The organism is Legionella londiniensis, assembly GCF_001467825.1.
In the GTDB taxonomy this organism is placed as follows: domain Bacteria; phylum Pseudomonadota; class Gammaproteobacteria; order Legionellales; family Legionellaceae; genus Legionella_A; species Legionella_A londiniensis.
In genome coordinates, this window is record NZ_LNYK01000016.1 from 170143 (window position 1) to 196538 (window position 26396).

Genomic DNA, 26396 nt, shown 5'->3' on the forward strand with positions numbered 1-26396 from the left:
TACAGTTCATTCATAATAGATTGAAAATTTATCTTTCCATGCAACAACGCTTTGTTCATCTTCGCTTGCATACAGAATATTCACTGGTTGATGGGCTGATTCGCATTAAGCCTTTAATGCATTGCCTCGCTAAAAAAGGCATGAATGCAATTGCGGTAACGGATTACTGTAATTTATTTGCTGCAGTGAAGGTATTTAAGGCAGCGATTTCCCAGGGAATCAAGCCAATTATTGGTTGCGATATTCCATATCATGACCCTGAGAAACCAGAACAGGTCTATTCAATTGTTTTATTATGCCAAAATGAAACAGGTTATAGAAATCTGACTCGCCTGGTTTCAAAAGCCTATCTTCAGGGGCAGTATGATGGAAAACCCCATATTCACCGATCATGGATAGCAGAATATGCTGAAGGGCTCATAGCCTTATCAGGAGCCCGCATGGGAGATGTAGGCCAAGCATTGATTGCAGGTGATGAGGATAGAGCAGAAATGCTCGCTCTTCGGTGGCTTGAAATGTTTCCTGATCGGTTTTATTTAGAAATTCAGCGAACCGGACGAGAAAATGAAGAGCTATATAATAAACGCGTGGTCAAGCTTGCTGAATCGTTAGCGCTCCCCCTGGTCGCAACCAATGATGTGCGCTTTATTGAAGAAGAGGATTTCGATGCCCATGAGGCGCGGGTTTGCATACATGATGGATTAACTCTTGCAGACCCCAGGCGAAAAAAAATATTCAGCAGCAAACAATACTTGCGGTCCGCCGAAGAAATGCTGGAGTTGTTCAAGGATTTGCCCCAGGCCATAGATAATACCGTAGAAATCAGCAAGCGATGCACAGTCAAACTGAATCTTGGCCAAAATTATTTACCCAATTTTCCGGTACCTGCCGGTTCCTCGGTAGAAACTTACTTGTCTCAATTGGCGGAAGAAGGTTTGGACAAAAGGTTAGAAGAAATCTATCGGCACAAACCCGAAGCCATCAGCAGCGGGCGCAAGCAATACGAGCTCAGATTAAAAACAGAGCTTCACGTTATTAACTCTATGGGATTCGCGGGGTATTTCCTTATTGTTGCTGATTTCATTAAATGGGCAAAGAATAATGGCGTTCCTGTGGGTCCAGGGCGCGGATCTGGCGCGGGTTCTTTGGTGGCCTATGCGTTGAATATAACTGATTTGGATCCATTGGCCTATGACTTGCTTTTTGAGCGTTTTTTAAACCCGGAACGTGTATCCATGCCGGATTTTGATATTGATTTTTGTATGGAAGGGCGCGATAGGGTCATTGAATATGTTACCGACAAATATGGCAGACAAAGCGTTTCTCAAATAATCACTTTTGGTACCATGGCCGCCAAAGCGGTTGTGCGGGACGTAGGGCGTGTACTGGGGCATCCCTATGGCTTTGTTGATAAACTGGCCAAACTCATTCCTTTTGAGCTGGGTATTACCTTGAATAAAGCTTTGGAACAAGAGGATGAACTTCGGAGAAGATATGAAAATGAAGAGGATGTCAAGGAACTAATCGATTTAGCTTTAAAACTGGAAGGAATTACCCGAAATGCCGGAAAACACGCTGGCGGCGTTGTTATTGCGCCGTCTGAGTTAAGCGATTTTACTGCAATTTATTGTGAACAGGGTTCCACCCAGCTGGTCAGTCAGTTTGATAAAGATGATGTTGAAGCGGCAGGGCTTGTAAAGTTTGACTTTCTGGGTTTAAGAACGCTGACCATTATCGACTGGGCTTTAGCCATCATCAATGAGCGTCAAAAACGCGCCTCACAACCCCCTGTGAATATTGCAGAAATCTCGATGGAGGACGAGAAGACATTCAAGCTGTTGCAAGCCTGCCAAACCACAGCGGTATTTCAGCTGGAATCCAGAGGAATGAAGGAGTTGATCCACCGCCTGCAACCCGATTGTTTCGAAGATATTATTGCTTTGGTTGCCTTGTTTCGGCCAGGACCCTTGCAATCAGGCATGGTCGACGACTTTATCAACCGTAAGCACGGCAGAGCGTCAGTAGAATATCCGCACCCAGATCTGGAACCTGTTTTAAAACCAACCTATGGCGTCATTCTTTATCAGGAACAAGTCATGCAGATTGCCCAGATCCTGGCAAATTATACTCTGGGAGCAGCAGACTTGTTGCGTCGCGCTATGGGAAAGAAAAAGCCTGAAGAAATGGCAAAGCAACGGGAAATTTTTATACAGGGTGCGAATGAACGGGGGGTGGAAGCTGAAATTGCTACAAAAATATTTGACTTGATGGAGAAATTCGCAGGCTATGGCTTTAACAAATCACATTCTGCAGCTTATGCTTTGGTCGCATATCAAACAGCATGGTTAAAAGCTCATTATCCTGCTGAATTCATGGCAGCAGTCATGTCTTCTGATATGGACAATACCGATAAGGTAGTGAATTTTATTCATGAGTGTAGGCGCATGAATATAGAAGTACTTCCGCCTTGTTTGAATCGTTCCTGCTATCATTTTACGGTGTGCGATGATAATAAAATTATCTATGGCTTAGGCGCAATCAAGGGTGTCGGTGAATCTGCAATCCAGTGCATTGAACAAGAGCGGGAAAACAGGGGAGCATTCAAGAGCTTATTTGATGTATGCCAACGACTCGATATGCGTAAAGTCAATCGCCGTGTCCTTGAAGCTTTAATAAAAAGCGGGGCGATGGATGAATGGGGCATTAATCGCGGGATTTTGTTTGAGTCAATTGACAAGGCACTGCAAGTGGGGCTTAATTTTCATCAGCAGCAAACAAGCGGGCAAACTGATTTATTTTCGTTGTTTGATGATGGCAAGGAAGATGTTGATTATGTTGCCGGTAAACCCTGGAATGAAAAAATGCGGCTTGAAGGGGAAAAAGAAACGCTTGGCTTTTATATAACAGGACATCCAGCAAGAAGTTATTTACATGAATTCCAGGATCTTGTCATTCCGATTGCTGATTTAACTCCAGCCGCCAGAAAGGCGATCATTGTCGGCATGGTAACCAGCACAAGGCGAATTCTTACCAAGCGGGGTAAAAAGCTCGCTATTATTAGTTTGGAAGACGGTTCAGGGCATATTGATGCTGTCGTTTTCTCAGAAGTATATGAGCCATTTCAGGAAAAAATTCAAAGTGGGGAAATTCTGGTGTTGGAAGGGGAGCTAAGCCATGATGACTACACAAACAGAACCAAACTGACCGCATCAACTTTATATTTGTTAGCTGATGCCAGAACGCGTTTTGCGAGATGCGTGCGCATTCGGCTAACAGAGGCAGAGCAGCATGTTTTTCCTCTTTTACAGTCTGTCTTGAAAAATCACCGGGGGGAATGTGTTGTGCAATTAGAATATATAAACAGGCATGCAAAGGCAGTTTTGAACCTGGGAGCGCAGTGGCGAGTTATGCCTTCAGATGAACTACTGTCTATTCTTACTGATCTTTTGAACAATAAAGCAACTGTCTGCTATTAAATAGGTTGGCAGGTCAGAAATATAGTTTTTAACGGATTCTCGTACCAGGAAGATTAAGGATTCAATATGACAATGTGTTTAATTTCCCGATGTTTTACTTTGTTGCAATGCCAACAAATCATGAAATTTTTACTTTTACTGTGTTTTTATTTTTTCGGTGTAGGCGCATCTTATGCCGAAATACGTAGCGCTGCTGAAATCATTATGACCGAATCCGTTATTTCCAGCACCCAGATGGCTAACTCAAGTACTCAAGCGGCCGATGCTCGCGCCCTGGATGCCAAGCCAGATGTGCAAGTTGCAGACTCTGGGGCTTTGTCTGTCAAGACTATGCCTCGTTCCCGTAAAAATACTCAATATTTTTACCGCAATATTTGGGAGCCTACTTATCATATATTACGCTTGAATTATTGCATGTTCGACGGCAAGGAATGCGGTATGGCAGTCGCTTCCCGTTATTGCCGTATGTTAGGTTATGATGGGGCTGATAAGGAAATTGTTGCAAACAACGTTGGATTAACTCACGTTTTAGCCAGTAAAGCGAAATGCCAAGGATGGCAATGCAACGGGTTTAAGTTAATTCGTTGCATAGGCAAGATAAATCATCAGCCTGCAAAACCTTACTATTACCGTGAGAAGCGTTTTGTTTATCCAAGACTGGATTCTTACCGCATTGCCTGGTGCTATAAAGATGGCAAGGAATGTGGCCAAAGAGCAGCTTATTCTTTCTGCCGCAGAATGGGTTATCTTCAAGCAAAACATTATAAAAAGGAAACCGAAATCGCCGCGACCAAAGAGCTTGGCAATCAAAAATTATGCTTTGGTAAAGATTGCAGCGGGTTTCAATATATTACCTGCTACCGTTGATGAGATTTTCTATCTTAAGTTTTTGTTAATCTTCTTCAGGTATAATTGCTTATAACATTATAAATACTATTGTAATAATGAGTAAAAGCCCTGAAAAATTTTTATTCGTCAATCATATTTCCTCTCGCGGCAATAAGCGTTTGGTTACTGTCGTAGGCGGATATCCGTTCTATCAGTCAACGGGCAAGAATTCTTCTGAGGAAAATACATTTTTTCCTTTTGGCGGAATTTCTCTTTATAACTTCTCATCAGGATGGTTTCTCAAGCCAACTTGCTCAATTTCTCAACCTTATTTCCCGCAAAAATTGGCTAAATTCATTACTGATAATTTTCCCGGTAAAGACGAATTTTTTATGAGATTTGGTAATCTTGAAACAATGTTGCTGTCCATGTTAATGGGTGGTGGTTATTGGGACGGGATAGAGGGCACTAAACTTAAAATATACTTATTGGGTGAGTTTGCTGCAGAAATTCATTCCTTACAGCAGCAAAATAGGAGTTTTTTTGATTATTATCAGAAATTGGACACGCAAACAGTTCCGGAACTAAATAATAATGAACAAATTAATGAGCTATTAGCGCGGCACTCTTTTCGCCTGAAGCTCGAGGCAATGAATAAGAATTTTAAAGTACCTGCTGAGATTGATTACGCAAAACACCAGTTTGTTGCTACCCAATCCGCCGATAATGATCAAAACAGGCGCAAATATGTTGTCGCTGCTATCGCCTTGTGCGATGAATATTTGAAGCATTTAAGGTCCCGATATGATCATCAAACGCATACCATAGACAAGATTAATGCTGTTCAAGCAATGCGTGATGCCTTAAGTAACAGCAACGTAAAAAGCGACCTTGAAAGACTTAAGCAAGCATATAAAATTCATAATGAACACCAGGAATTATGGAAAAAACATCGAGACCCGTTGGGTTTATTGATAATAAAATTTATAGGACATATTTTGACTTTAGGCATAGTTTCAAAAATTAACAAGGGAACTTTTTCTTTTTGGAAGCCGCATAGTCAGGTATTATCCGAGAATCTTAAGTCTATTTTTAATCAATCGGAAAGCCTGCAAGAATACCAAAACAGCCCGCAGCAGGCCTCTTCTATCGCTCTACAGTCTGGATGAGACAAAGTGATATGGCTTGAGATTCTACTCTTTCCTGCATTATCTTATGCTAACGCGGGCTAACTTTTTCCTTATCCGCCGATTGAATGAAAAATTGCGAAATCTCATGAGATAATTGAGTTAATTGATGGTTCATGCTTGAAACCAAAGTTTGTGGCGAAACCTTGGATAACTTGGTGCAGTAACAAATGGATTGTTTTTTCACTGTTTGTTCATGGTGATAGATCAGATACTCGGCCCTTAATTCACTTTTACCGCCTATATCGAGCTTATACTCTGATATCATGACCTGCAGCGTATATTCCGGCACAAATCTACGATTCCATGGTTCAACCTCAATGATTGCGCCAGGCAATAAAGTGGATAGATTGGTTTGCAATACGCGCATAATATTATCTTTCAAAGCTTCAGCCCATTGATGATTTTCTTCGAGATGAACCTGGTTTGAGGTGCAGTAAAAACTGAGTTGTGGTTTTTCAAGATAGCCTGGAATTTTTATTCGGTCTATTCCAATTCTTAAATGATGAAAGACAGGCTTTTGTTGAGAATGTTTACATGGAATAGGATTTAGGACGTAATATTGAGATTCTTTGCTTCGTCCGCAACTGACAATAAGCATCATAAAAAACAGGATTAAAAAAAGTCGCATCCCTCGATTCATGTTATTCACACTCTGCCTCGCAACAGGGACTCAGGATAGCGGCTTAAATAATCCATAAAGTTTTCAGTGGCGTAAGCAGCTTTGGAAATTTGCTCGAGGCTTTGATTTAAATAGGAAATTAATGGATTCACATTCTGATTTAAATTACTCGCCAATTTATCAATACTCCTTGTCATGTCTTTAATGGATTGTATGGTTTCGGTTACTTCCCTGGATTTAATGAATTCTCTGATATCTTCCAGAGCCTTGCGCGCTTCTTTTAAGGTTTCATCGACCGAGGTATGTTTTTCGACAATCAATGTGGTTGGGAAAATCGGATATTCACGGTAGAATTTTCTTTGGGTTCTGACAGGGGTACCTGATTCAATCAGTTGAATGCTCGCAACGCCCGTGATTAAATTGGGCTTTGATATATCAGCTACGTAGCCTTGGTCAATTAAAAGCTTAACAGGGTTATGTTGAAATCCAATGGTTCTTTCTACGAAAAACTGTACGTATACCGGAACTTCTACAGTATTATTGACGGGATTTTCAGTGATTTCTATCTTCGTTACCTCGCCTATCTTGACGCCGCGATAGGTAATGATGGATCTGGCTTCCAAACCTTCCAGGGAACCGTTGAAGAACATGACATAAGTTTCCATTTTTTGCTGGTAATATGCGCGGTAAAAATAAGTTGCGCCAAGCATTAACAAAGCTATTGCCCCGATGACCAATATCCCTACTAATGTATACATGCGATCCTGAATCATGAATAATCCCTGTTGCAATTCATCCGCTGATTTGCGCTTATTGGTTTGGCAGCTTGCTAAGTACTGAAAAGCCCCAAATATACGCTCGCAATTATGATGAAAAGCAGGCTTCTTGTCATAATTGTAGAAACTGCTTTGCGCAGTGAGACTTTTCGGATTGCTACTTCATAATAATAATAACCAACCACTATAGCGACAATCCAGCAATATAATACAACCTTGCTGAACGAAAGATATAAATCCCAAAGAGTTATATAACTTGCGATATTGATTAAGTAAATGCTGACGTCGAGCCTCAGAAAAAAATAAAATGTAGAATAAATGCCCAATAAAAAAGCAATCAATGAATAAACATACAAGAGGATGCCGGCAATCAGGATTCCTGCCATGGCAGGTATTACATGAACCCGTAAAACAGTTTGCGGCATTTCGTGTAATTTGTGAATGCGCGCATTAATCAAATTCAGTGACGATTGTATGGATAAAATAATGCCAATTAAAATTGGGACAATGCTTCTTATGGCAATGCTCTGTGTGAGCGGCAGGGCGCTTTGAAATAAATGAAACCGGTTAAAAAGACTGTGAAAAGTCATAGCCAGAGAAAAACCGGTTAAAATACTGATAATAATAATTGGAGTAGAAAGCCTTACTCCTGAGAGAAACAAGGTGTTAATCGTATATGACCAGGCAATGGATGTTCGTCCCAGAAGAAATTGAACGCTAACAATCGTAAGATGTCCTAAAAATTGAAGAAACAGGCGAATGCTGCCTAGAAAGCGTACGGAGGAATACCCAATTTCCTGGAAACTATACATTTAGCGGCGCCTGTAAAAATGACCGTTCGTTATGCTGAAGCAATTGATCCAATTTATCATATACATGAATCTGATTTTGTTTCAACGTGTTAATGGATTTTTACTGGCAAATCTTCCTGGATATCCTTGTTGAAAATAAAATAGCATTAGTGCTGATATATTTGACAGCCAATATGTGACTTCCGATACTTAATGTAAGTCCATATTATACAGGGAAGACTCTATGAGCAGTTTGAATGAGATTTACCTTGTCGAAGATGATGAAACAAAGTGCAAAAAGATTGATCATTTGTTTCAGTTTGTTGGCGAATCATGCCGTGTTTATAATCGGGAAAGCAAGCTTTGTTTAAAAGACTGCAAGGCTCTTTTGGTCGGAAGCTGCTCATCTATTGAAATTAAGGAGCTATTGAAAGAAGCATCCGGCACGAGGCCTGATTTACCTGTAATCCTGATGGGAAATGCCTGGGAAAAAAACGATTTAACTCTAAATAGGCATGGAACTATATCTTATCCTTTTACTTATAATGAGTTTTTAGCCGCATTACACCAGTGCCACTTGCCATCAGAGAAAAAAAAACTGTCCGCATGCAATGAAAGCACACCTTTAACACGGAGTTTGATAGGTCAGAGCAGCAGAATTTGTGAAGTTAGAAAATTAATCAATCTTGTCGCAAATACAGACGCTTCCGTACTTTTGCTGGGAGAATCCGGAACAGGTAAGGAAGTTGCTGCGCGCAATATCCATGACTTATCCTCTCGTGCGCATAAACCTTTTATACCGATCAATTGCGGTGCGATACCGTCAGAGCTGCTGGAAAGCGAACTTTTCGGCCATGAAAAAGGCTCTTTTACCGGCGCCATTACGGCAAGACAGGGACGGTTTGAGTTGGCGCATGGGGGAACTTTATTTCTGGATGAAATAGGGGATATGCCGCTTCCCATGCAGGTGAAATTACTGCGGGTGCTGCAGGAGCGGCGTATTGAGCGGGTAGGGAGTAATAAAAGTATTGATATTGATGTACGCATCATAGCTGCTACTCACCGTGATCTGGAAAAGATTATTCAAGAAGGTTTGTTTCGCGAAGATTTGTATTACCGTTTGAATGTTTTTCCCATCGAAATGCCTCCATTGCGTGACCGAGTAGAAGACATCCCTTTATTGCTGGATGAGTTAAATCAGCGCAGGAGAACTGAAGGTTTGCCAACCATTCAATTGTTATCGGATGCCTTGTCCATATTATTTCATTATGAATGGCCGGGAAATGTGCGGGAGTTAGCGAACCTTGTAGAGAGATTAGCTATCTTATTCCCTGGCGGGGTTGTTTCAGCCCGGGATTTACCAAACAAATTCCAGAAAACTATGCAGGATTCCGAGACCAGAACCGAGCGCGAAGTGATGCTTGATTTGCTGGCTAATCAAAATATACGCCCAGAGAATGGGGTTGATTTGAATCAATATTTACTGAATGCTGAGGTTAAGCTCATTCAGGATGCTTTAGAAAAAACCGATTGGGTAGTGGCTCAAGCCGCACGTTATTTAAAAATCAGACGCACAACGCTCGTTGAAAAAATGAGAAAATACAAGTTGCAACGTTCTGAAGCTGTTTAAGTCGAATTGGCAAAAAACATCACTTAAACTGAATTAGCGTCATTTCTGGTAATGACGCCATACTCAGCTTTCTTTTTTATCTTTATTTGCTTTTGATTCAGGTTCTGATTTTGTTTTTTCTGTATTTTCAGTCTCAACGGGCGGAACTTCCGGGGTAGAAATAACTGTAGGCTTGGGCTTTATTTCTGAAGGCTCCTTTTCGGTTTTGGCCTTATCCTCAGAACCAGATTTTTGTTCATTCTCAGCGCTTTGCGCCCGTTTATCCTTGTAATCACTGATAATTTCTGAGACGCTGTTTTTAATGTCTTTAAACAACTTGCTTGTCATTGAAGATAATTCTTTAAAATCCGGTAATTTTGATTTGAAATCACCCATCATGAATCTCCACTGAAAAATTAATTTCTACAGGTAAGTATATACGATTATTAGAGTTTTTGCTTGTCAAAAACTGGCGAAAACACTTCCGGCATGATGTTGACCATACTGTCCATCATTAGATGGACAACAGAAGTCATGCCCAGGGATGAAGCATTTTTAAAACAGGCTTAAGCAGTTTGTCTGTTAGTGAATGCTTGCCATGCACCGTAACCTTGTAGCAATGATGAGATTCCATTTTATCAAGCAGATATTCATCACTGGTTTTTAGAGCATCCACAAGGCGCAAATCAAAAGCATCCCGGGCAAGCCAATGCTCGCCTGTAGATACTTTATCAATATCGAGCTGCTGGCGGTTTTTCAAGACATAATCGCGAAAAGACTGGTGAATTGATTCCAATTCTTCTTGAAATTTTTTTCGGCCTTTTTCCGTGTTTTCGGCAAAGAGCGTGAGGGTTCGTTTATATTCACCGGCCGTAAGCAGTTCAACATCAATATTATTCTTTTTTAGCCAGCGGTAAAAATTAGGTATCTGGGCAACGACACCAATTGAGCCTATGATAGCGAAAGGAGCAGCAATAATGCGGTTTGCAACGCAAGCCATGAGATATCCCCCGCTGGCCGCGACTTTATCAATGCAGGCGGTCAATGGAATATTTTTATCACGAATACGGTGCAGCTGGGCTGCCGCAAGCCCATAAGCGTTTACGGCGCCGCCAGGGCTTTCAAGGCGGATCACAACTTCATCCTCGGGGGTTGCTACCGAAAGCACAGCGGATATTTCATCACGTAGCTGCTGGACTTCAGAAGCTTTTATATCGCCATTAAAATCAAGTACATACAGGGAAGGTTTGGATTTTTTAGGTTTATTCAGTTTTTTGGCTTTCCTGGCGGCTTTCTTGCCAAGTACTTCTTTTTGCATGGTATTTCTGAGCTGCTCCCAATCCTCATTCAGAGAGCTGATTTCAAGTTTTGGTCTGGGTTTTCGTCCGAGGGAAAACAAACCGCCGACAAGAAGCAGTATGGCCACAACTACTGTAAACGATTTTAAAAGAAACATGCCGTATTGAGCGATAAAGTCCATCTTGACCCTGCAATTTTTTTAAAAACGATATTATTACTGCCAACGCGTTCGGGTTCAAGTCAGATCATGCTGTCGCCTGTGAGATTTCATCTGAAATGATCTCTTAAAGAGCTTGTCAAAAAGATGGAATACCGATAGTCTGCAGATTTTTCCAGTGTCATTTTATGCTTGAAGTTACTGCCATCAATTTTGAATATCCTGAGAGATCTGTGTTATCTCGTGTCAGTTTCTCTGTTGAAAGAGGGTCTTTGCTTCATTTAAGGGGAATGAATGGCGCGGGAAAGACAACATTGCTTAAATTGCTGGCGGGAATTCTGCCGGTGCAGGACGGTACAATCCAATTCCAGGGCAAAAATATTAGTGACGATTTAGCATGCTATCAACAGCAGATCTGCTTTTTGGGTCACAAATCAGGAATCAGTTCTTTATTGACCCCGCTTGAAAATTGCCGTTTTGATTTATCAAGAAATGAAATTTTTTCCTCCCTGAACCAGTTATTGAAACAGTTTTCTCTGCAACATGTGGCTGATATCCCCTGCGGCCTGCTTTCAGCTGGTCAGAAACGGCGGGTAGCTTTAATGCGCCTGGCCATGTCTCAAGCCACGATATGGCTTCTTGATGAACCCATGGTTGCACTGGATCGCGAAGGTACAACACTCTTGATGGACATGATTGGCGAACACCTAAAACAAGGAGGAATGGTTATTTTATCCTCGCATCAAACAATCCCAAACCTCGGGAAAGCATATCAGGAGTACTGCCTATGATGTCTTATGGCAGGCTTATTAAAAGGCAGGTTATGCGCGAGGCGTTACTGCATGTCAGGGAGTTGAGCCTTCTTGTTAATTCGCTTTTATTTTTTTTGATGATACTTGTTTTTTTCCCCTTGACCATGCCTGCAGAAACAGCATTGCTGCGTACCGTAGCGCCAGGAATAGTTTGGATTGCAGTCTTGCTTGCAATGCTTCTTTCTGCAGAAAGATTGTTTCAGCGTGATTATGAGGATGGCGTAATTGAACAGTGGCTGGTTTCAGGATATCCCTTAAGTTTATTGGTTTCTATTAAGGTTATCATTCATTGGTTTTTAAATTTGCTGCCTTTAATTTTTCTCAGCCCAATTCTTGGTATTTTATTTTCATTTTCACTTGACGAAATATTGGCATTGATGTTTAGCCTGCTGTCAGGAACCCCGGCGCTTCTATTTCTTTGCGCCTTGGCTGCGGTGTTCAGTATTGGCTTGCGGCAAAAAGGGGTGATGATGGCGCTTGTTTTATTTCCCCTGACCATACCAGTTATGATCTTTGGCAGCAGCGCAATAACTGCTGCCATGCAAGGGTTTGCCATATCCGGTTACTTAGCGTTACTGCTTGCTTTTTCCGTGGTTGCAGCGGGTTTTCTGCCGTTTGCAATTGCAGCCATGATCCGAATCAGTCTTGTTGAATAGCCTTATTCCCGTGCGGTGCCGGGTTAACAGGACGATTTAGCCGTGATAAAATTTTAATCTTTTTTGATTTTATTCTTTGCCTATGTGGAATTTACTTTATCAGCTGGCTTCGCCCAAGTCTTTTTATAGCCTGACAGGACGTCTGTTATCCTGGCTTGCAATTTGTGGCGGATTGCTTTTTTCCCTGGGCGTAATCTGGGGTCTTGTTTTTGCGCCGGCTGATTATCAGCAGGGCGAAGCTTTCCGTATTATCTACATGCATGTTCCCTGCGCATTCCTGTCGATGGCTTTATACGCATGCATGGGCTTTTGGGCTTTTCTGTTACTGGTTTGGCGCATTAAGCTTGCCGGCATTATGCTTTCTGTGACTGCGGGCTTGGGCGCCTCCATGGCTTTTTTGGCGCTCTTAACTGGAAGCTTATGGGGCAAGCCGATGTGGGGAACCTGGTGGGTTTGGGATGCGCGGCTTACTTCAGAGTTAATTCTATTGTTTTTATATGCTTCTATCATTGCAGTAACCAATGCCGCGCCGAATAAAGAGCAGGGCGACAAAATAGCAGCCATACTGACCATAGTAGGCCTTATTGACTTGCCGATTATTCACTATTCTGTGTACTGGTGGAATACCCTGCATCAAGGCGCGACAATTTCTGTTCTCGCCAAACCCAAGATACATTCCAGCATGCTCTATCCTTTATTGTTTACCCTGGCCGGTTTGTCCCTTTACTCAGTGTTGGTGATCTTGTTAAAAGCACGCAATGAACTATTATGTCGGGAAAGGCGGCAAAACTGGGTAAAAAACCTGGTGGAGAGGGGAGGATTATGACTCAATTTTTACAGTGGTTATCCATGGGAGGTTATTCTATATATGTTTGGCCTGCATATGGCGCAGTTTGTATAGTGCTTGTTATGAATTTACTGGGTATTAAATGGCAGCGCAGACGTATTTTAAATAAACTTAAGTTTTGGCTTAAACGGGATTGAGGATGAACGCCGTACGAAAACGAAAACTCCTGATGTTGTTATTGATTGTATTAATTTTAGCAATCGCTACGGCTTTGGCGCTCTTTGCCCTGAAACAAAATATAAATCTGTTTTACTCCCCTTCTGAGGTGGTAGCAGGCAAAGCTCCGCTCAATCATCCCATCCGCGTTGGCGGTATGGTGGTTAAAGGTAGTGTCATACGAAATGCCAAGGATTTATCTGTACGATTTAAAATAACTGATTTTCGTGAATCGTTTGAAATCAGTTATCAAGGAAGTTTGCCCGATTTATTCAGGGAAGGGCAGGGTATTGTGGCGCAAGGGGTATTGGTTGAGAGCGGGCAATTTAAAGCTACCGAAGTCTTGGCTAAACATGATGAGAATTATATGCCGCCGGAGGTAAAAGATGCATTGGCCAGGGCTAAAGGGTAAATCATGATTGCTGAGATTGGTCTTTTTTCTCTTATTTTGGCCTTGATATTTGCTTGTTTGCTTGTGATTGTCCCTTCAATCGGCATATTCCGCAATAAGCCTGATTTGCAATCTTCAACAAATCTCTATGTGTGCGGCCAGTTTGCTTTTATTGCCATTTCTTACCTGTGCCTGACTTGTTGTTTTTTGATGGATGATTTTTCAGTTATCTATGTATTGTCAAATTCCAGCATTTCATTGCCCTGGTTTTATAAGTTATGTGCTGTTTGGGGTGGCCATGAAGGTTCCATGTTATTATGGGTTTCTGTATTAAGCCTTTGGATGCTTGCCGTTTGTTTTTTTAGCCGACCCCTCGATGCGGCAACCAGAGCCCGGGTTCTTGCGGTACTTGGTTTCATCAGTGCGGGATTTATTTTATTTCTGTTAATCACTTCAAACCCATTTCTTCGTCAATTTCAATTACTGAATACTGATGGTCGCGATCTCAACCCTTTATTACAGGATCCCGGGTTTTTATTTCATCCCCCGATGTTGTATATGGGATATGTTGGTTTTTCTGTAGCATTTGCTTTTGCTATCGCTGCTTTATGGTCAGGCCGGGTGGAAAGCGCCTGGGCCAAGTGGACCAGGCCCTGGACCCTCGCGGCATGGTGTTGTTTGACTGCAGGTATAACTTTGGGAAGCTGGTGGGCATATCGGGAATTGGGCTGGGGAGGCTGGTGGTTTTGGGATCCTGTAGAGAATGCTTCATTTATGCCCTGGTTAATTGGTACTGCCTTGCTGCATTCCCTTGCTGTGACAGAGAAGCGCGAACAGTTTAAGGCATGGACGCTATTGCTTGCCATCTGTGCCTTTTCATTAAGTCTGGTCGGCACATTTCTTGTGCGGTCAGGTGTATTAACTTCCGTGCATGCCTTTGCTGTTGATCCTCAGCGCGGATTGTACATTTTGCTGTTTTTATTATTGGTTATAGGCGGGTCGCTTCTTCTTTTTGCTTTTCGTGCGCAAGCACTGCATAGAAGCAGTCAGCCAGGCATGTTCTCTCGTGAAAGTGCGTTATTGCTGAACAATGTCATACTTGCTGTAATGATGCTAACCGTTTTATTGGGCACAACATATCCTTTGTTGATAGATGGGCTGGGGCTTGGTAAGTTATCTGTCGGCGCCCCTTATTTTAATACAGTTTTTGTTCCTTTAATGTTCCCATTGTTATTCCTTATGGGCATTGGCGTGCATGTTAAGTGGCATAGGGACAGCTTCAAAGAAGTTTTGCTGAAACTCCGCTGGGTTGCGCTTTTAAGCGTTATTCTCCCTTTATTATTGCTCGCAGGCTCAGTTCGTGTACTGCACCTTTCAGTTTTAATTGGTTTGGTTTTTGCCTCGTGGGTCATGTTGAGCACGTTTAAGGTTGTGTTTAATCGGGTTCAACAACGCAGTAACCACACCATAGGCCGTTCATTTTGGGGTATGGTTGCGGCTCATTGTGGGGTAGCAGTAACAGTAACTGGCATTGCAATATCATCAGGCTATGGTATTCAGACAGATGTAAGATTGGCTCCGGGAGAGAGCACTTTATTTGCAGGCTATCATATACGCTTTGTTAATGAGTCGGAATTAAAGGGCGCCAATTACCATGGCACACAGGCAAGATTTATCATTAACCGCCATAATTACCATGCCGTGATTTATCCTGAAAAAAGAATTTATAATGTAGGCCGTATGCCAATGACCGATTCCGCGATAGATGTTACGCCATTCAGAGATTTGTATGTGGCATTAGGCGAGCCTCTGGAGCAGGATGCCTGGTCTGTCAGGCTGTATTTTAAACCGTTTGTTCGCTGGATATGGGGAGGCGGCTTTTTAATCCTGTTTGGCGGGTTTCTGGCCTTGAGCGACAAGCGTTACTATAAGCTTCGGCATAAAGAGACCATTTTGTACAGGGAGGCTTCTCTATGAAAATCAGTCTTTGGCGCCTGCTGCCGTTTACGGTATTTCTGCTCCTTGCCGTATTCTTTTGGCGTGGTTTGTCTTTAGAACCGCATCATCTGCCTTCTGTACAAATCGGCAAAAAGCTTCCAGATTTTAAATTGCCTTCACTTCAGCATCAAAACGAATTTTTTACCCCTCATGCCATGACTGGCCAGTATAAGTTGTTAAATTTCTTCGCAAGCTGGTGTAATACTTGCAGTGAGGAGCAGATTTTTTTGCTTAGGCTGGCTCGTGAAGGTATCCCTGTTTATGGCGTGAACTACAAAGATAACCCAATTGATGCAGAGCGCTGGCTTCTCACTTGGGGCAATCCTTATCGAGAAATTGGTATTGACCGAACCGGTAAAATGGCCATAGATCTCGGAGTATACGGTACGCCTGAAACTTTTCTCATAGATAAAACGGGAGTAATCCTTGCTCGACATGTCGGGGCATTGAATCAAGAAGCCTGGGAAAAAGAATTTCTGCCTCATATTAACAAACATACGGTTTGAAATGAAAATAACGCTACCATCACAATTAAGCTTGCTGATAATGATCGCTTTATTGATGCTTTTAGGCTCGCTAAATTTTCATTGCTATGCCAGCTCCCTTTATCCTTTTGAAACCAAACAGCAAGATGCGCAATTTCAACATTTATTGCATGAATTGCGTTGCCTGGTGTGCCAAAACCAGGATCTCGCCGATTCCAATGCGCCGTTAGCAAAAGATTTGCGTGATGAAGTGTATCAATTGGTTAAATCGGGTAAAACAGATAATGAAATAATTCATTTTTTAACAGAGCGTTATGGAGAATTTGTATTATTTAAGCCGCCGCTCAAAACAGTTACGATGCTGTTGTGGTTTGGTCCTTTTATATTTGCCTTATTGGGTTTACTGATAGTCTGGCGTACTTTTGCAAGGCGAACTACCAATGCGTGAATGGTTTTTATTGATAATTCTGGGATGTTTACTGTGCCTTGCTCTTGCAATGGCGCTTTATCCGTTGCGAAAGCGTAAAAAAAATCTGTTGATTGTATCACCGTTACTGATTTCTGCCGCCCTTGTCTTGTACTGGTATTGGGGGGCATTTAACGCATGGCATCATTTTTTACAACAAGAAGCGAACAGGGAACAAATTTTAGCATTAATGCAGACAATTCGTTCACCTGAGGAATTAATAGCCAAGTTAAAAGCGCGGTTAAACAACAAACCAGAGAGCGCAAAAGGATGGTATTTGCTGGGTCGATTGTATGCGAGCCAAAATAAATGGATTGATGCGAATCGGGCATTTGCGACCGCAAGGAAGCTAAAGCCCGATGAGATATCATTTATGATTAACTACGCTCAAAGTTTGTGGCAGCTAAACCAGCGGCGCTTTAACGAGGACATTGTTAAGTTATTTAAAGAAGTTTTAAGCCGTGATGCGAAACAACCCGATGCCCTGGCCATGCTTGCAATGGATGCATTCATGCGCCATGATTATTACTCGGCAATTGATTACTGGCAACGATTGTTGCAAATTGTAGAGCCGGGCTCAGAAGATGATCTGGCCATTAGAAAGGCAATTGCCAAAGCTGAGCAGAATATCGCCAGAAAATAATGTCGGGCTTTTGTATATCAGGGAGATTTGAAGCATGGTTGACAAAGTTTATCAGGTTATAGAATTGGTCGGAACTTCACAAAATGGTATTGAAGAAGCCATTAATAATGCCATTGCCCACGCTGCAAAAACTCATGGCAAGCTGGACTGGTATGAAGTGGTTGAAACGCGAGGATTCATTGAAGGCGATAAAAGCAAGTATTATCAAGTTCATCTGAAAATAGGCTGTCACGCTCATTAATATTGCCATCAAGTCTACACTTGCCGCTTTCCTCGCAGGAGCGTGGGGAGAGGAGGTGTGGGCACCTCAACTGCCTTTTTTAGATTTGCGTTCTGCTACTTTTTAACCAGATTGAGCGGCCAGGCGTTATTCCTGCTGAATTATCTTTAAAAACTGTTTTCCATACAGGTTCAGCTTGTGCTGGCCAACGCCAAAAACGGATAATAAGTCGGTTAATGTCCGAGGCTTCACGCGAATCATGTCATGTAGAGTTACGTCGCTGAAAATCATAAAAGGCGGTTTATCTTCTTCTTCAGCCAATTGCTTTCTTAATTCCCTCAACCGCTCAAAGAGGGGATGAGCACAGTTTTGAACTTTGGGGAGCATATTTTTCTTTTTGCTTTCATTATGCAATGGCATGCGCGGAAGGTTGATAAAAATTTTCTCATCACCGCGTAAAACAGGTTTGGCATTCATATGCAGGCGCAATACTTGAAAGTGATCAAAATCCTGGTAACAGTATTCTCGAAGAATTAATTGCCACGTTAAGTATTTCCAGTAATTTTGAGATTTATCTTTGCCAATGCCAAAGGTGGATAAACGGTGATGGCCTGCCTGGGTGATTTTTTCGGTCATCTTGCCGCGCAATACGTTAATTAGGTGGGATAAGCCATAATTCTGCTGCATGCGGAAAATGCAGGAAAGCACCTTTTGGGCATCCACCGTAGCATCGACTGTTTCAGGAGGTGAATCACAAACATCACAGTAGCCGCATGGCATATCCATCATTTCATTAAAGTATTGCAGAAGGATTTGCCGCCGGCAGGTGGAGGCATCAGCATAGGCGAGCATCAAATTAAGTTTTGCATGTTCATGTTGTTGGTGTGATTTAGGGGTGTTGGCAGAAATCAAGCTTCTTATCCTTGTGCTGTCAGCCGGGTCATAAAGTAATAATGCGTTTGCCGGCAGTCCATCTCTTCCTGCTCTTCCTGTTTCCTGGTAATAACTTTCTATGGTTTTTGGCAAGTCATAGTGCACAACAAAACGCACATTGGGTTTGTCAATTCCCATTCCAAATGCAATGGTCGCGACAATCAAATCCACTTTATCATGCCGAAACATTGTTTGAACTTCCCGCCGTTCCTGGTGGCTTAGTCCTGCATGATAGGCGCGGGCATTGTACCCTGATTCCCGGAGTTTTTCGGTTAACCGTTCGACTCCCAGCCGCGTGCCGCAATAAATAATTCCCGGGCAATTGGCTTTCGAGTCAAGAAACTGTTTTAGTTGGCGCAAGGGGTTTTCTTTCGCTAATACTTGGTAATAAATATTAGGACGGTTAAAGGATGCGATGTATTCTTTGGGATTATAGTTTAACTTTTCTACAATATCCTTTCTGGTTTGTTTGTCGGCTGTTGCAGTTAAAGCAATTATCGGCACTTTGGGAAATTTGGTTTTTAAAATGCCAAGAGCGCCGTATTCAGGACGAAAATCATGTCCCCATTGCGAAATGCAGTGCGCCTCATCAATGGCGAAGAGCGCGATGCGACACTCGTGAAGATGCTCCAGAAAGGACTGGCTTAACAGCCGCTCCGGGGCTATATAAAGCAAATCCAGTTCATCGTGATGCAGTTTTTGAAGCACGGTTCTTGCTTCCTGACTTGTTAATGAAGAGTTATAGTAATCAGCCCGGATGCCAAGCAGTTTTAACGCAGCCACTTGATCTTCCATTAGGGCAATCAATGGGGAGACCACAATTCCTATGCCCGGGCGCACTATTGAAGGAATTTGATAACATAGCGATTTTCCGCCTCCTGTAGGCATTAATATCAATAAATCCTGGCCAGATATCAGATCAGTTATGATGTCTTCCTGGGGTGGACGAAATGACTCAAAACCATAATAATTTTTTAATGCGTCAAGGGCAGGTGTATGTGAGTTCGTGAAATTTTCCATGAGTTTGTTCTTATTTTTCTTTCACGGGCGCAGGATTTTGGCAATAATATCATTTTTCAATGGATCGTCCATCCGTTTAATTAAAACGGCAGGAATCAGTCTGGAGAGGGAACGATGCAATTTGAGCTTACAGAACAACATCGGGCTTTTAGGGATATGGCCGCGGAGTTTGCCAGAAATAAACTATTGCCAAACGCTGATAGGTGGGATGAAGAGAAACATTTTCCCGTGGATGTTCTACGGGAGGCGGCACAACTTGGCATGGCGGGTATTGTGGCGAGAGAGGATATTGGGGGCTCCCAGCTTACGCGCCTCGATGCAGCCTTGATTTTTGAACAACTGGCAGCAGGCTGCGTCAGCACCAGCGCTTACCTTTCCATCCATAACATGGTTACAACCCTGGTTGACCAGTATGCCGATGAGGCCTTGCGAAAAAAATGGGGACCGCGGCTGACTTCTATGGAGGCATTGGCCAGCTACTGTTTAACAGAGCCTGATGCAGGCTCAGATGCAGCCTCCCTAAAAACGCATGCTGTTTTACAAGGTGATGAGTACGTCATTAATGGCGCCAAGGCCTTTATTTCTGGCGGTAGTGTCAGTGATGTTTATGTATGCATGGTCAGAACAGGAGATAACACGCCGCGCGGGATAAGCTGTGTGTTGATTGAAAAAGACCGCCCCGGCATCAGTTTTGGCCAGCAGGAAAAGAAAATGGGCTGGAAGAGCCAGCCTACTTCAATGGTGTTCTTTGAAAACTGCAGGATTCCGGTCAGCAACCGCATTGGCGATGAAGGGATGGGGTTTAAGATAGCTTTAAATGCCTTAAATGGCGGGCGTGTCAACATTGCAGCCTGCTCTTTGGGAGGAGCGCTCGCATCTCTCCATTTAACTCAAGCTTATCTTAATGAACGAAAACAATTCGGCAAGTACTTAGGTAAAATTCAAGTCTTAAGATTTTATTTTGCTGATATGCTGACTGCTTTTGAAGCAGCGCGCCTGATGGTTTATCGTGCGGCTGATGAGCTTGATAAAAACAATCCCAAAGCGCCAATGTATTGCGCAATGGCAAAACGTATGGCAACGGATGCTGCTTTTGATATCAGCAATAAAGCGATGCAAATTCATGGGGGGTATGGTTACTTGCGGGATTATCAGATTGAGCGCATTTTTCGCGATTTACGGGTGCATCAGATACTTGAAGGTACAAATGAAATTATGCGCGAGATTATCGCGAAATCAACATTAGACGAAGATTATGTAATTGAATAAAAGGAGTTAACAACGTGGCTATAATCGAACAGAATCTGGATAGTCAGGGAATCTTAACCATTTCCTTGAATCGTCCTGAAAAATTAAACGCCTTAAGCAGTGAAGTATTGCTGTCGCTGGCAGAACTATTCAACTCAGCAAAAGACAATCATCAAATAAAAGGTTTAATTCTAACAGGAACAGGAAAAGCATTCTGTGCCGGTGCAGACATTAACCGTTTGGCAGAATGTGACGCACAGGAAGGATATCAGTTTGCTCAATTTGGCCAGCAAGTTTTTAGACAGCTTGAAACACTGGGCAAACCTTCAATCGCGGCCATCAATGGCTTTGCTTTTGGAGGAGGATGTGAACTTGCCATGGCGGCAACGATCAGAATCGCTGCAACCAGAGCTCAATTTGGACAGCCGGAAGTGAAGCTTGGAGTGATTCCAGGATATGGCGGCACCCAGCGTTTAGCCAGGCTGGTGGGTAAAGGCAGAGCCCTTGATCTGTGCCTTACAGGTCGATTTATTGATGCGCAAACAGCGCTTGATTGGGGTTTGGTGAGCGCCGTGGTTGATGAAGATAACTTAATGATTGAAGCAAAAAAAATATTGCAAAATATTTTATCTATGGCGCCTCTTGCTGTAAAAAGCGTGATGGAGACAATTGATATAGGGTATGACTTATCTTTGACTGATGCTTTACATCTCGAAGCGGTTCATTTTGCCAAAGTCTGCGCAAGCGCGGATAAACAAGAAGGGGTCACCGCCTTTCTTGAAAAAAGAAAAGCAGAATTTAAAGGAGCATAAGATGGCTGCTGAGATAATATTTGCCAAAGAAGGGCAAATTGGCCTTGTGACTTTAAATCGTCCTGAAGCCCTGAATGCTCTAACGCTTTCAATGCTGAATGCGCTGCAGGAGCAGCTTGCAGCATGGGCGCAGGATGAAGCCATTGCCGCAGTAGTTGTTAGGGCCAGTCCCGGAAAGGCATTTTGTGCGGGCGGGGATATACGATGGCTGTATGAAGCCGGAAAATCAGATGATCCCAAACAAATGGATTTTTTTTGGCATGAATATCGTTTAAACAATTATATTCACCATTATAAAAAACCCTATATTGCTCTAATGGACGGCATTACGATGGGAGGCGGGGTTGGTATTTCTCTTCATGGATCACATCCTGTTGCCACTGAGCGGTTTGTCTTTGCAATGCCTGAGACTGGAATTGGATTTTTCCCTGATATTGGGGCAAGTTATCTGCTTTCGCGCTGTCCGGATGCTACGGGCGTGTATCTTGGCCTCACGGGAAATCGCTTGAATGCGGGGGAGGCGCAATCCCTGGATCTGGTCAGATTCACTATCAATTCAGAACAAATAGATTCATTGCTCGAGCAGCTCATAGATACAGATTTATCAAATCATGCTCAAATAAAAATTGATGCTCTTCTTCATGAGTACACAAGTCCAATATTCCGTGATCAAAAAATGCAGCACTTGGAGCACATTTCGTCGGCGTTCAATCAGCCCAGTGTGGAAGCGATATTTAAAGAATTGCAAAAGCATGATACAGAATGGCATTGGCAAACTCTGAATTCACTAAAGGTCAAATCGCCGCTTAGTCTTAAAGTAACCTTTGCGCAAATTAAAAAAGCAAAATCCATGTCTATGGCAGAGTGTGTGCAGATGGATTATTGCCTGGTGGGTCATTTTATGCATCACCCTGATTTCTATGAGGGAGTTCGCGCATTGTTGATTGATAAGGATAAAAAACCGAAGTGGCAACCGGGAGTTTTGTCTGAAGTGTCGGAAGACATGGTAACATCTTTTTTTTCTTGCAGAGCCAAGGAACTTGAGCTGGCTTAGCATATGGCGTCATTATGTTTTGTTGGATTTCTCCTGAGATTCACATCAAGCGATGAAAGGAAAGGTCGGCATGGATACAAATGATTGCCTGATGCGCAGGAATAACACAAATAAAGCATGATACAAGCAAGGGATGACTTTGCCCTGGCCATACCTGCTATAATTTGATGAAACAGCTTAATTCTCTTAAAATACGCGAATTTCTTTTGCTATAACGCCCAGCAGGTACCATGTCACAGATTTATCAAGATTTTACTAAACGGCGGACGTTTGCGATTATTTCGCATCCTGATGCCGGAAAAACTACCGTCACCGAAAAACTATTATTGTTTGGCGGTGCTATCCAGTTAGCTGGGACAGTAAAGGGACGAAAAGCCACACGCCATGCTACTTCAGACTGGATGGAAATGGAAAAAGAAAGAGGCATTTCAGTCACCACTTCTGTGATGCAATTTATTCATAATAATCATGTTATGAATCTATTGGATACACCAGGCCATGAAGATTTTTCAGAAGATACTTATCGTACCTTAACTGCTGTTGATTCGGCCTTGATGGTCATTGATGTTGCCAAGGGCGTGGAAGAAAGAACCATCAAATTAATGGAGGTATGCAGGCTTCGTGATACCCCTATTATGACCTTTATCAACAAGTTAGATAGAGAAGGGCGGGAACCGATTGAATTGTTGGATGAGGTTGAAACGGTGCTTGGTATTCATTGCGCACCAGTAACCTGGCCTGTTGGTATGGGAAAACGTTTTAAAGGGATTTACCATCTTTACCAGGATATTGTTTATCTCTATCAGCCAGGAAAAAATGCTCAAAAACAAGAAGCCAGGCAAATCAAAGGTCTTCATAATCCCGAGCTCGATATTTTGCTGGGTGAGAGCGCAAAGGAATTGCGGGACGAGATTGATCTGGTTAAAGGAGCGTCTCATGCGTTCAACCTGACCGATTATCTTGCAGGCAAACAAACCCCGGTTTATTTTGGTTCGGCAATCAATAATTTTGGAATTAAAGAACTGCTGGATGATTTTGCTGAATATGCCCCGTCACCGCTGCCCCGAAAAGCGCATGAACGAATAGTGCAACCGAATGAGCCTGCATTTTCGGGGTTTGTTTTTAAAATCCAGGCCAACATGGATCCCAAACACCGGGATCGCATCGCTTTTTTGCGGATATGTTCAGGTGTTTATAAAAAGGGGATGAAATTAAATCACTTGCGTATTGGAAAGGAAGTTCAGGTCGCGAATGCCTTAACATTTATGGCGGGAGACCGTACCCATACTGAAGAGGCTTTAGCAGGAGATATTATTGGCTTACACAACCACGGTACAATCCGCATTGGTGATACCTTTACCCAGGGTGAATCACTGAAATTTACCGGCATTCCGAATTTTGCCCCCGAACTGTTTCGTTTGGTTCGTTTGACCGATCCCATGAAAAGTAAAGCTTTGCTTAAGGGATTAATAGAATTGTCTGAAGAGGGCGCAACTCAGGTATTTAGACCGTTAAACAGCAATCAATTGATTCTTGGAGCAGTTGGCACGCTTCAGTTTGATGTGGTGGCTCACCGTTTAAAACATGAATACAAAGTGGACTGTATTTATGAACCCGTGAACATTGCCTGTGCGCGTTGGATCCATTCTGAGGACGAGAAAGCCTTGGAAGAATTACGAAATAAGGCATTTGATCACTTGGCTTTAGATGGCAGTGAAATATTGACTTACCTTGCCCCAACCAGGGTCAACTTAACCATGGCAGAAGAACGATACCCAAAAATTACATTTTCGGCAACTCGCGAACATTAGGGTTTCGGGGCTGCAAATTAGCAGTGAAACTCAACGATAAACCATCAACGATAATGAAAATGAAAACCACCTCTCCCTACCGGGAGAGGATGGGGTTCAGGAATTGAAAATCAGGCTGAAGAGCAGCGTGCAATGATTGTTTTCTGGCCTTGGTTTGTCAACTCAACCTGAGCGCCGGAGTGGGCAACAATATAAAACACATCACCGTTTTTTACATTAAATAAGACTGAGTCCCCTTCTGACAAATCAATATGATTAATTGAACCTGTTTTGCGTAATGCCTTAACCTGTATGAGCGTATTTTCTTCCTCGCTTAACATGGTGCAATTTCCTTTAACGGTCCATAAAAAAACGTTGGTGAAAACCTGGGGCGCATTGGGCGGGAGCTCGTATTCAAATGTCAGTCCCGGTACGAAAATTTCATGTTGGGCAGCGGGTAGGGTCATTGGCATCATCAAGCAAACAACACATAGGAGACAAGCTCCAAGTTTTTTAATCATTATTATCTCCTGGGAAAATGAACGTGCAAAGATACCTGCATTTATCAAAAGTAGCAAATCCAAGAGTTGCAATCCGAATGCAGCGCTTCGATTAAGCAATTATTCATTACATGATTTTTCATGCCTCCAATTATTTAACTCGGTTTCTCCTGTTCTCGTTGTTGTAAAATAATTTATTTAAAAAAATCTAGAGTTCTTGAAGAGCTTTCACAATTGATTCCAGCATTATTTTCGCATCGCCAAACAGCATATAGGTATTATCCCGATAAAATAAATCATTTTCCACACCAGCATACCCTGGCGACATGCTGCGTTTAATGAATAACACTCTTTTTGCGTTAGCAACATCCAGTATAGGCATACCATAGATTGGAGAGCCAGGATCAGTTTTCGCGGCCGGATTGGTAATATCATTTGCTCCTACCACTAATGCCACATCACAAGTGTTGAAATCCCTATTGATTTCACTTTGTTCAAAAACCTTATCATAGGGAATGTTTGCTTCCGCCAATAAAACGTTCATGTGGCCTGGCATGCGTCCTGCGACAGGATGTATGGCAAAACGTACATTGATTGAACGAGACTCCAGTTCATCAACCAGTTCTTTTACCGCATGCTGGGCGTGCGCTACAGCCATGCCATAGCCGGGAACAATAATGACTTCTTTGGCATTATTCAATAAAAATGCCGCATCTTCACCGTTTGCCTGCTGAACCTGGAGTGATTCTTCTGTGGCTATCTTACCAGAAGACGAGTCACTTTGTATGCTGCCAAAAATGACATTAATCAGCGAGCGATTCATTCCTGCGCACATAATATAACTAAGAATTGCCCCACTTGCCCCGACTAAAGCTCCTGTAATTACCAGTAAATGGTTGCTTAAAGTAAACCCGATGCCCGCTGCGGCCCATCCTGAATAGGAGTTCAGCATTGATATGACGACAGGCATGTCGGCGCCGCCAATTGGTACAATTAATAGCACGCCTATCAATAAGGCAATGCAGGCCATAAAAAGAAAGATAAGGAGGGATTGATTGGCCACAAATAATATTAGAAGAATGAGGATTGTAATGGCCAGCAACAGATTAACCAGCGCCTGCCCCGTAAACCTTAGCGGTATGCCGGACATGAGGCCTTGAAGCTTTAAAAAAGCTATAACAGAGCCTGTAAATGTGATTGCCCCAATGATTAAGCCAAGGCTCATTTCAATCAGACTTGTTATGGCAATATTTTTAGGAGTTCCGAGCGCGAATGATTGAGGGGAAAGAAAGGCGCAAAAGGCAACAAGCACCGCCGCAAGGCCTATCAGGGAATGAAAACCCGCGACAAGCTGGGGGATTGCCGTCATTTTGATTTTAAGGGCAATGAATGTCCCAATAGTACCGCCTGCAATAATTAACAACAGTAATAGCCAATGATGGTGTATATAAGGCATCAGTAAGGTTGAGACGATAGCAATACCCATGCCAAGAATGCCAAGCCAGTTTCCGGCACGGGCACTGACTGGGCTTGCAAGGCCTTTTAAAGCAAGAATAAAAAAGACCGCTGCCGCCAAATACAAAAGGGGAACATAGGAAGTCATATTATACCCATCTTTGA

26 protein-coding genes are annotated in these 26396 nt (G+C 42.7%); 18 read left to right on the plus strand and 8 right to left on the minus strand.

The features are described from left to right. Window positions 1-38 precede the first annotated feature (38 nt). The 3 genes from dnaE to Llon_RS06645 all read left to right on the plus strand — a co-directional run bounded on the left by dnaE (window position 39) and on the right by Llon_RS06645 (window position 5473). On the plus strand, window positions 39-3476 hold the full coding sequence (gene dnaE / locus Llon_RS06635; protein WP_058529280.1) for a DNA polymerase III subunit alpha: 3438 nt from the start codon (window positions 39-41) through the stop codon (window positions 3474-3476). A 66-nt stretch (window positions 3477-3542) separates the two neighbouring features. Then, on the plus strand, window positions 3543-4343 hold the full coding sequence (locus Llon_RS06640; RefSeq protein ID WP_115336861.1) for a hypothetical protein: 801 nt from the start codon (window positions 3543-3545) through the stop codon (window positions 4341-4343). A 77-nt stretch (window positions 4344-4420) separates the two neighbouring features. Then, window positions 4421-5473 carry a hypothetical protein gene (locus Llon_RS06645; protein ID WP_058529281.1) on the plus strand — a complete coding sequence of 351 codons (1053 nt, stop codon included), beginning with the start codon at window positions 4421-4423 and terminating at the stop codon, window positions 5471-5473. Between the two features lie 49 nt (window positions 5474-5522). Here the strand turns inward: Llon_RS06645 and Llon_RS06650 are convergent, their stop codons facing one another. Genes Llon_RS06650 through Llon_RS06660 form a run of 3 tightly spaced genes read right to left on the minus strand, consistent with a single transcriptional unit; the run spans window position 5523 to window position 7701 of the window. Continuing rightward, on the minus strand, window positions 5523-6122 hold the full coding sequence (locus Llon_RS06650) for a PqiC family protein (protein WP_058529282.1): 600 nt from the start codon (window positions 6120-6122) through the stop codon (window positions 5523-5525). A 17-nt stretch (window positions 6123-6139) separates the two neighbouring features. Continuing rightward, window positions 6140-6886 carry an MlaD family protein gene (locus Llon_RS06655; RefSeq protein WP_058529283.1) on the minus strand — a complete coding sequence of 249 codons (747 nt, stop codon included), beginning with the start codon at window positions 6884-6886 and terminating at the stop codon, window positions 6140-6142. A gap of 56 nt (window positions 6887-6942) precedes the next feature. Next, on the minus strand, window positions 6943-7701 hold the full coding sequence (locus Llon_RS06660) for an ABC transporter permease (RefSeq protein WP_058529284.1): 759 nt from the start codon (window positions 7699-7701) through the stop codon (window positions 6943-6945). A gap of 223 nt (window positions 7702-7924) precedes the next feature. Here Llon_RS06660 and Llon_RS06665 point away from each other — a divergent pair, with 223 nt between their 5' ends. Beyond that, window positions 7925-9310: a sigma-54 dependent transcriptional regulator gene (locus tag Llon_RS06665; RefSeq protein ID WP_058529285.1), complete on the plus strand. Its 1386-nt coding sequence runs from the start codon at window positions 7925-7927 to the stop codon at window positions 9308-9310. Between the two features lie 63 nt (window positions 9311-9373). On the opposite strand, the gene Llon_RS06670 is transcribed toward Llon_RS06665, so the two are convergent. Together Llon_RS06670 and sohB are read right to left on the minus strand one after the other, a co-directional pair. Next, window positions 9374-9685, minus strand: a complete 312-nt coding sequence (locus Llon_RS06670) for a hypothetical protein (protein WP_058529286.1) — start codon at window positions 9683-9685, stop codon at window positions 9374-9376. Window positions 9686-9821: 136 nt separating this feature from the next. After that, window positions 9822-10769, minus strand: a complete 948-nt coding sequence (gene sohB / locus Llon_RS06675; RefSeq protein ID WP_058529287.1) for a protease SohB — start codon at window positions 10767-10769, stop codon at window positions 9822-9824. Window positions 10770-10933: 164 nt separating this feature from the next. On the opposite strand from sohB, the gene ccmA reads away from it, so the two are divergent. From ccmA to Llon_RS06725, 10 genes are all read left to right on the plus strand, one after another. Then, on the plus strand, window positions 10934-11536 hold the full coding sequence (ccmA, locus tag Llon_RS06680) for a cytochrome c biogenesis heme-transporting ATPase CcmA (protein WP_058529288.1): 603 nt from the start codon (window positions 10934-10936) through the stop codon (window positions 11534-11536). Continuing rightward, window positions 11533-12213, plus strand: coding sequence for a heme exporter protein CcmB (gene ccmB / locus Llon_RS06685; RefSeq protein ID WP_058529289.1), 681 nt, complete (start codon window positions 11533-11535; stop codon window positions 12211-12213). The genes ccmA and ccmB overlap by 4 nt, the downstream gene beginning before the upstream one ends. 82 nt (window positions 12214-12295) lie before the next feature. Next, entirely contained in the window at window positions 12296-13039 is a 744-nt protein-coding gene (gene ccmC, locus Llon_RS06690; protein ID WP_058529290.1) for a heme ABC transporter permease CcmC, read from the plus strand. A gap of 23 nt (window positions 13040-13062) precedes the next feature. Beyond that, on the plus strand, window positions 13063-13197 hold the full coding sequence (ccmD, locus tag Llon_RS06695; RefSeq protein WP_115336920.1) for a heme exporter protein CcmD: 135 nt from the start codon (window positions 13063-13065) through the stop codon (window positions 13195-13197). A gap of 2 nt (window positions 13198-13199) precedes the next feature. Next, window positions 13200-13628 carry a cytochrome c maturation protein CcmE gene (gene ccmE, locus Llon_RS06700; RefSeq protein ID WP_058529292.1) on the plus strand — a complete coding sequence of 143 codons (429 nt, stop codon included), beginning with the start codon at window positions 13200-13202 and terminating at the stop codon, window positions 13626-13628. Window positions 13629-13631: 3 nt separating this feature from the next. After that, window positions 13632-15584: a heme lyase CcmF/NrfE family subunit gene (locus Llon_RS06705; RefSeq protein WP_058529293.1), complete on the plus strand. Its 1953-nt coding sequence runs from the start codon at window positions 13632-13634 to the stop codon at window positions 15582-15584. After that, entirely contained in the window at window positions 15581-16111 is a 531-nt protein-coding gene (locus tag Llon_RS06710; protein ID WP_058529294.1) for a DsbE family thiol:disulfide interchange protein, read from the plus strand. Before Llon_RS06705 ends, Llon_RS06710 begins: the two co-directional genes overlap by 4 nt. Before the next feature lies 1 nt (window position 16112). Then, on the plus strand, window positions 16113-16538 hold the full coding sequence (locus Llon_RS06715; protein ID WP_058529295.1) for a cytochrome c-type biogenesis protein: 426 nt from the start codon (window positions 16113-16115) through the stop codon (window positions 16536-16538). Next, window positions 16531-17199 (plus strand): tetratricopeptide repeat protein, encoded by a 669-nt coding sequence (locus Llon_RS06720; protein WP_058529296.1) that lies wholly within the window; start codon window positions 16531-16533, stop codon window positions 17197-17199. The genes Llon_RS06715 and Llon_RS06720 overlap by 8 nt, the downstream gene beginning before the upstream one ends. Before the next feature lie 34 nt (window positions 17200-17233). Next, on the plus strand, window positions 17234-17440 hold the full coding sequence (locus Llon_RS06725) for a dodecin (RefSeq protein WP_058529297.1): 207 nt from the start codon (window positions 17234-17236) through the stop codon (window positions 17438-17440). A gap of 126 nt (window positions 17441-17566) precedes the next feature. On the opposite strand, the gene recQ is transcribed toward Llon_RS06725, so the two are convergent. Continuing rightward, a complete protein-coding gene (gene recQ / locus Llon_RS06730; protein WP_058529298.1) occupies window positions 17567-19372 on the minus strand; it encodes a DNA helicase RecQ in 1806 nt (601 codons plus the stop codon). 114 nt (window positions 19373-19486) lie between these two features. Here recQ and Llon_RS06735 point away from each other — a divergent pair, with 114 nt between their 5' ends. The 4 genes from Llon_RS06735 (at window position 19487) to Llon_RS06750 (ending at window position 24297) form a co-directional block, all read left to right on the plus strand. Next, window positions 19487-20641 (plus strand): acyl-CoA dehydrogenase family protein, encoded by a 1155-nt coding sequence (locus tag Llon_RS06735; protein ID WP_058529299.1) that lies wholly within the window; start codon window positions 19487-19489, stop codon window positions 20639-20641. A 14-nt stretch (window positions 20642-20655) separates the two neighbouring features. Further along, entirely contained in the window at window positions 20656-21432 is a 777-nt protein-coding gene (locus tag Llon_RS06740; protein ID WP_058529300.1) for an enoyl-CoA hydratase/isomerase family protein, read from the plus strand. A 1-nt stretch (window position 21433) separates the two neighbouring features. Further along, a complete protein-coding gene (locus Llon_RS06745) occupies window positions 21434-22486 on the plus strand; it encodes an enoyl-CoA hydratase/isomerase family protein (RefSeq protein WP_058529301.1) in 1053 nt (350 codons plus the stop codon). Window positions 22487-22716: 230 nt separating this feature from the next. Continuing rightward, on the plus strand, window positions 22717-24297 hold the full coding sequence (locus Llon_RS06750; protein ID WP_058529302.1) for a peptide chain release factor 3: 1581 nt from the start codon (window positions 22717-22719) through the stop codon (window positions 24295-24297). Window positions 24298-24407: 110 nt separating this feature from the next. Here the strand turns inward: Llon_RS06750 and Llon_RS11400 are convergent, their stop codons facing one another. Further along, the gene (locus Llon_RS11400; RefSeq protein WP_065238287.1) at window positions 24408-24797 is read right to left on the minus strand and encodes a hypothetical protein; all 390 of its coding nucleotides are present in this window, start codon (window positions 24795-24797) and stop codon (window positions 24408-24410) included. Window positions 24798-24984: 187 nt separating this feature from the next. Beyond that, window positions 24985-26379 (minus strand): NAD(P)(+) transhydrogenase (Re/Si-specific) subunit beta, encoded by a 1395-nt coding sequence (locus tag Llon_RS06765; RefSeq protein WP_058529305.1) that lies wholly within the window; start codon window positions 26377-26379, stop codon window positions 24985-24987. Window positions 26380-26396 lie beyond the last annotated feature (17 nt).

Coding starts and splice junctions, on each gene's coding strand:
- Llon_RS06665 (WP_058529285.1), top strand. CDS start 7,925: ATGAGCAGTTTGAATGAGATTTACCTTGTCGAAGATGATGAAACAAAG.
- Llon_RS06660 (WP_058529284.1), bottom strand. CDS start 7,701: ATGTATAGTTTCCAGGAAATTGGGTATTCCTCCGTACGCTTTCTAGGC.
- Llon_RS11400 (WP_065238287.1), bottom strand. CDS start 24,797: ATGATTAAAAAACTTGGAGCTTGTCTCCTATGTGTTGTTTGCTTGATG.
- Llon_RS06645 (WP_058529281.1), top strand. CDS start 4,421: ATGAGTAAAAGCCCTGAAAAATTTTTATTCGTCAATCATATTTCCTCT.
- ccmD (WP_115336920.1), top strand. CDS start 13,063: ATGGGAGGTTATTCTATATATGTTTGGCCTGCATATGGCGCAGTTTGT.
- Llon_RS06640 (WP_115336861.1), top strand. CDS start 3,543: ATGACAATGTGTTTAATTTCCCGATGTTTTACTTTGTTGCAATGCCAA.
- Llon_RS06715 (WP_058529295.1), top strand. CDS start 16,113: ATGAAAATAACGCTACCATCACAATTAAGCTTGCTGATAATGATCGCT.
- ccmE (WP_058529292.1), top strand. CDS start 13,200: ATGAACGCCGTACGAAAACGAAAACTCCTGATGTTGTTATTGATTGTA.
- Llon_RS06705 (WP_058529293.1), top strand. CDS start 13,632: ATGATTGCTGAGATTGGTCTTTTTTCTCTTATTTTGGCCTTGATATTT.
- Llon_RS06725 (WP_058529297.1), top strand. CDS start 17,234: ATGGTTGACAAAGTTTATCAGGTTATAGAATTGGTCGGAACTTCACAA.
- sohB (WP_058529287.1), bottom strand. CDS start 10,769: ATGGACTTTATCGCTCAATACGGCATGTTTCTTTTAAAATCGTTTACA.
- Llon_RS06745 (WP_058529301.1), top strand. CDS start 21,434: ATGGCTGCTGAGATAATATTTGCCAAAGAAGGGCAAATTGGCCTTGTG.
- Llon_RS06710 (WP_058529294.1), top strand. CDS start 15,581: ATGAAAATCAGTCTTTGGCGCCTGCTGCCGTTTACGGTATTTCTGCTC.
- Llon_RS06670 (WP_058529286.1), bottom strand. CDS start 9,685: ATGGGTGATTTCAAATCAAAATTACCGGATTTTAAAGAATTATCTTCA.
- ccmC (WP_058529290.1), top strand. CDS start 12,296: ATGTGGAATTTACTTTATCAGCTGGCTTCGCCCAAGTCTTTTTATAGC.
- Llon_RS06765 (WP_058529305.1), bottom strand. CDS start 26,379: ATGACTTCCTATGTTCCCCTTTTGTATTTGGCGGCAGCGGTCTTTTTT.
- Llon_RS06750 (WP_058529302.1), top strand. CDS start 22,717: ATGTCACAGATTTATCAAGATTTTACTAAACGGCGGACGTTTGCGATT.
- dnaE (WP_058529280.1), top strand. CDS start 39: ATGCAACAACGCTTTGTTCATCTTCGCTTGCATACAGAATATTCACTG.
- ccmA (WP_058529288.1), top strand. CDS start 10,934: ATGCTTGAAGTTACTGCCATCAATTTTGAATATCCTGAGAGATCTGTG.
- ccmB (WP_058529289.1), top strand. CDS start 11,533: ATGATGTCTTATGGCAGGCTTATTAAAAGGCAGGTTATGCGCGAGGCG.
- Llon_RS06655 (WP_058529283.1), bottom strand. CDS start 6,886: ATGATTCAGGATCGCATGTATACATTAGTAGGGATATTGGTCATCGGG.
- recQ (WP_058529298.1), bottom strand. CDS start 19,372: ATGGAAAATTTCACGAACTCACATACACCTGCCCTTGACGCATTAAAA.
- Llon_RS06650 (WP_058529282.1), bottom strand. CDS start 6,122: ATGCGACTTTTTTTAATCCTGTTTTTTATGATGCTTATTGTCAGTTGC.
- Llon_RS06735 (WP_058529299.1), top strand. CDS start 19,487: ATGCAATTTGAGCTTACAGAACAACATCGGGCTTTTAGGGATATGGCC.
- Llon_RS06720 (WP_058529296.1), top strand. CDS start 16,531: ATGCGTGAATGGTTTTTATTGATAATTCTGGGATGTTTACTGTGCCTT.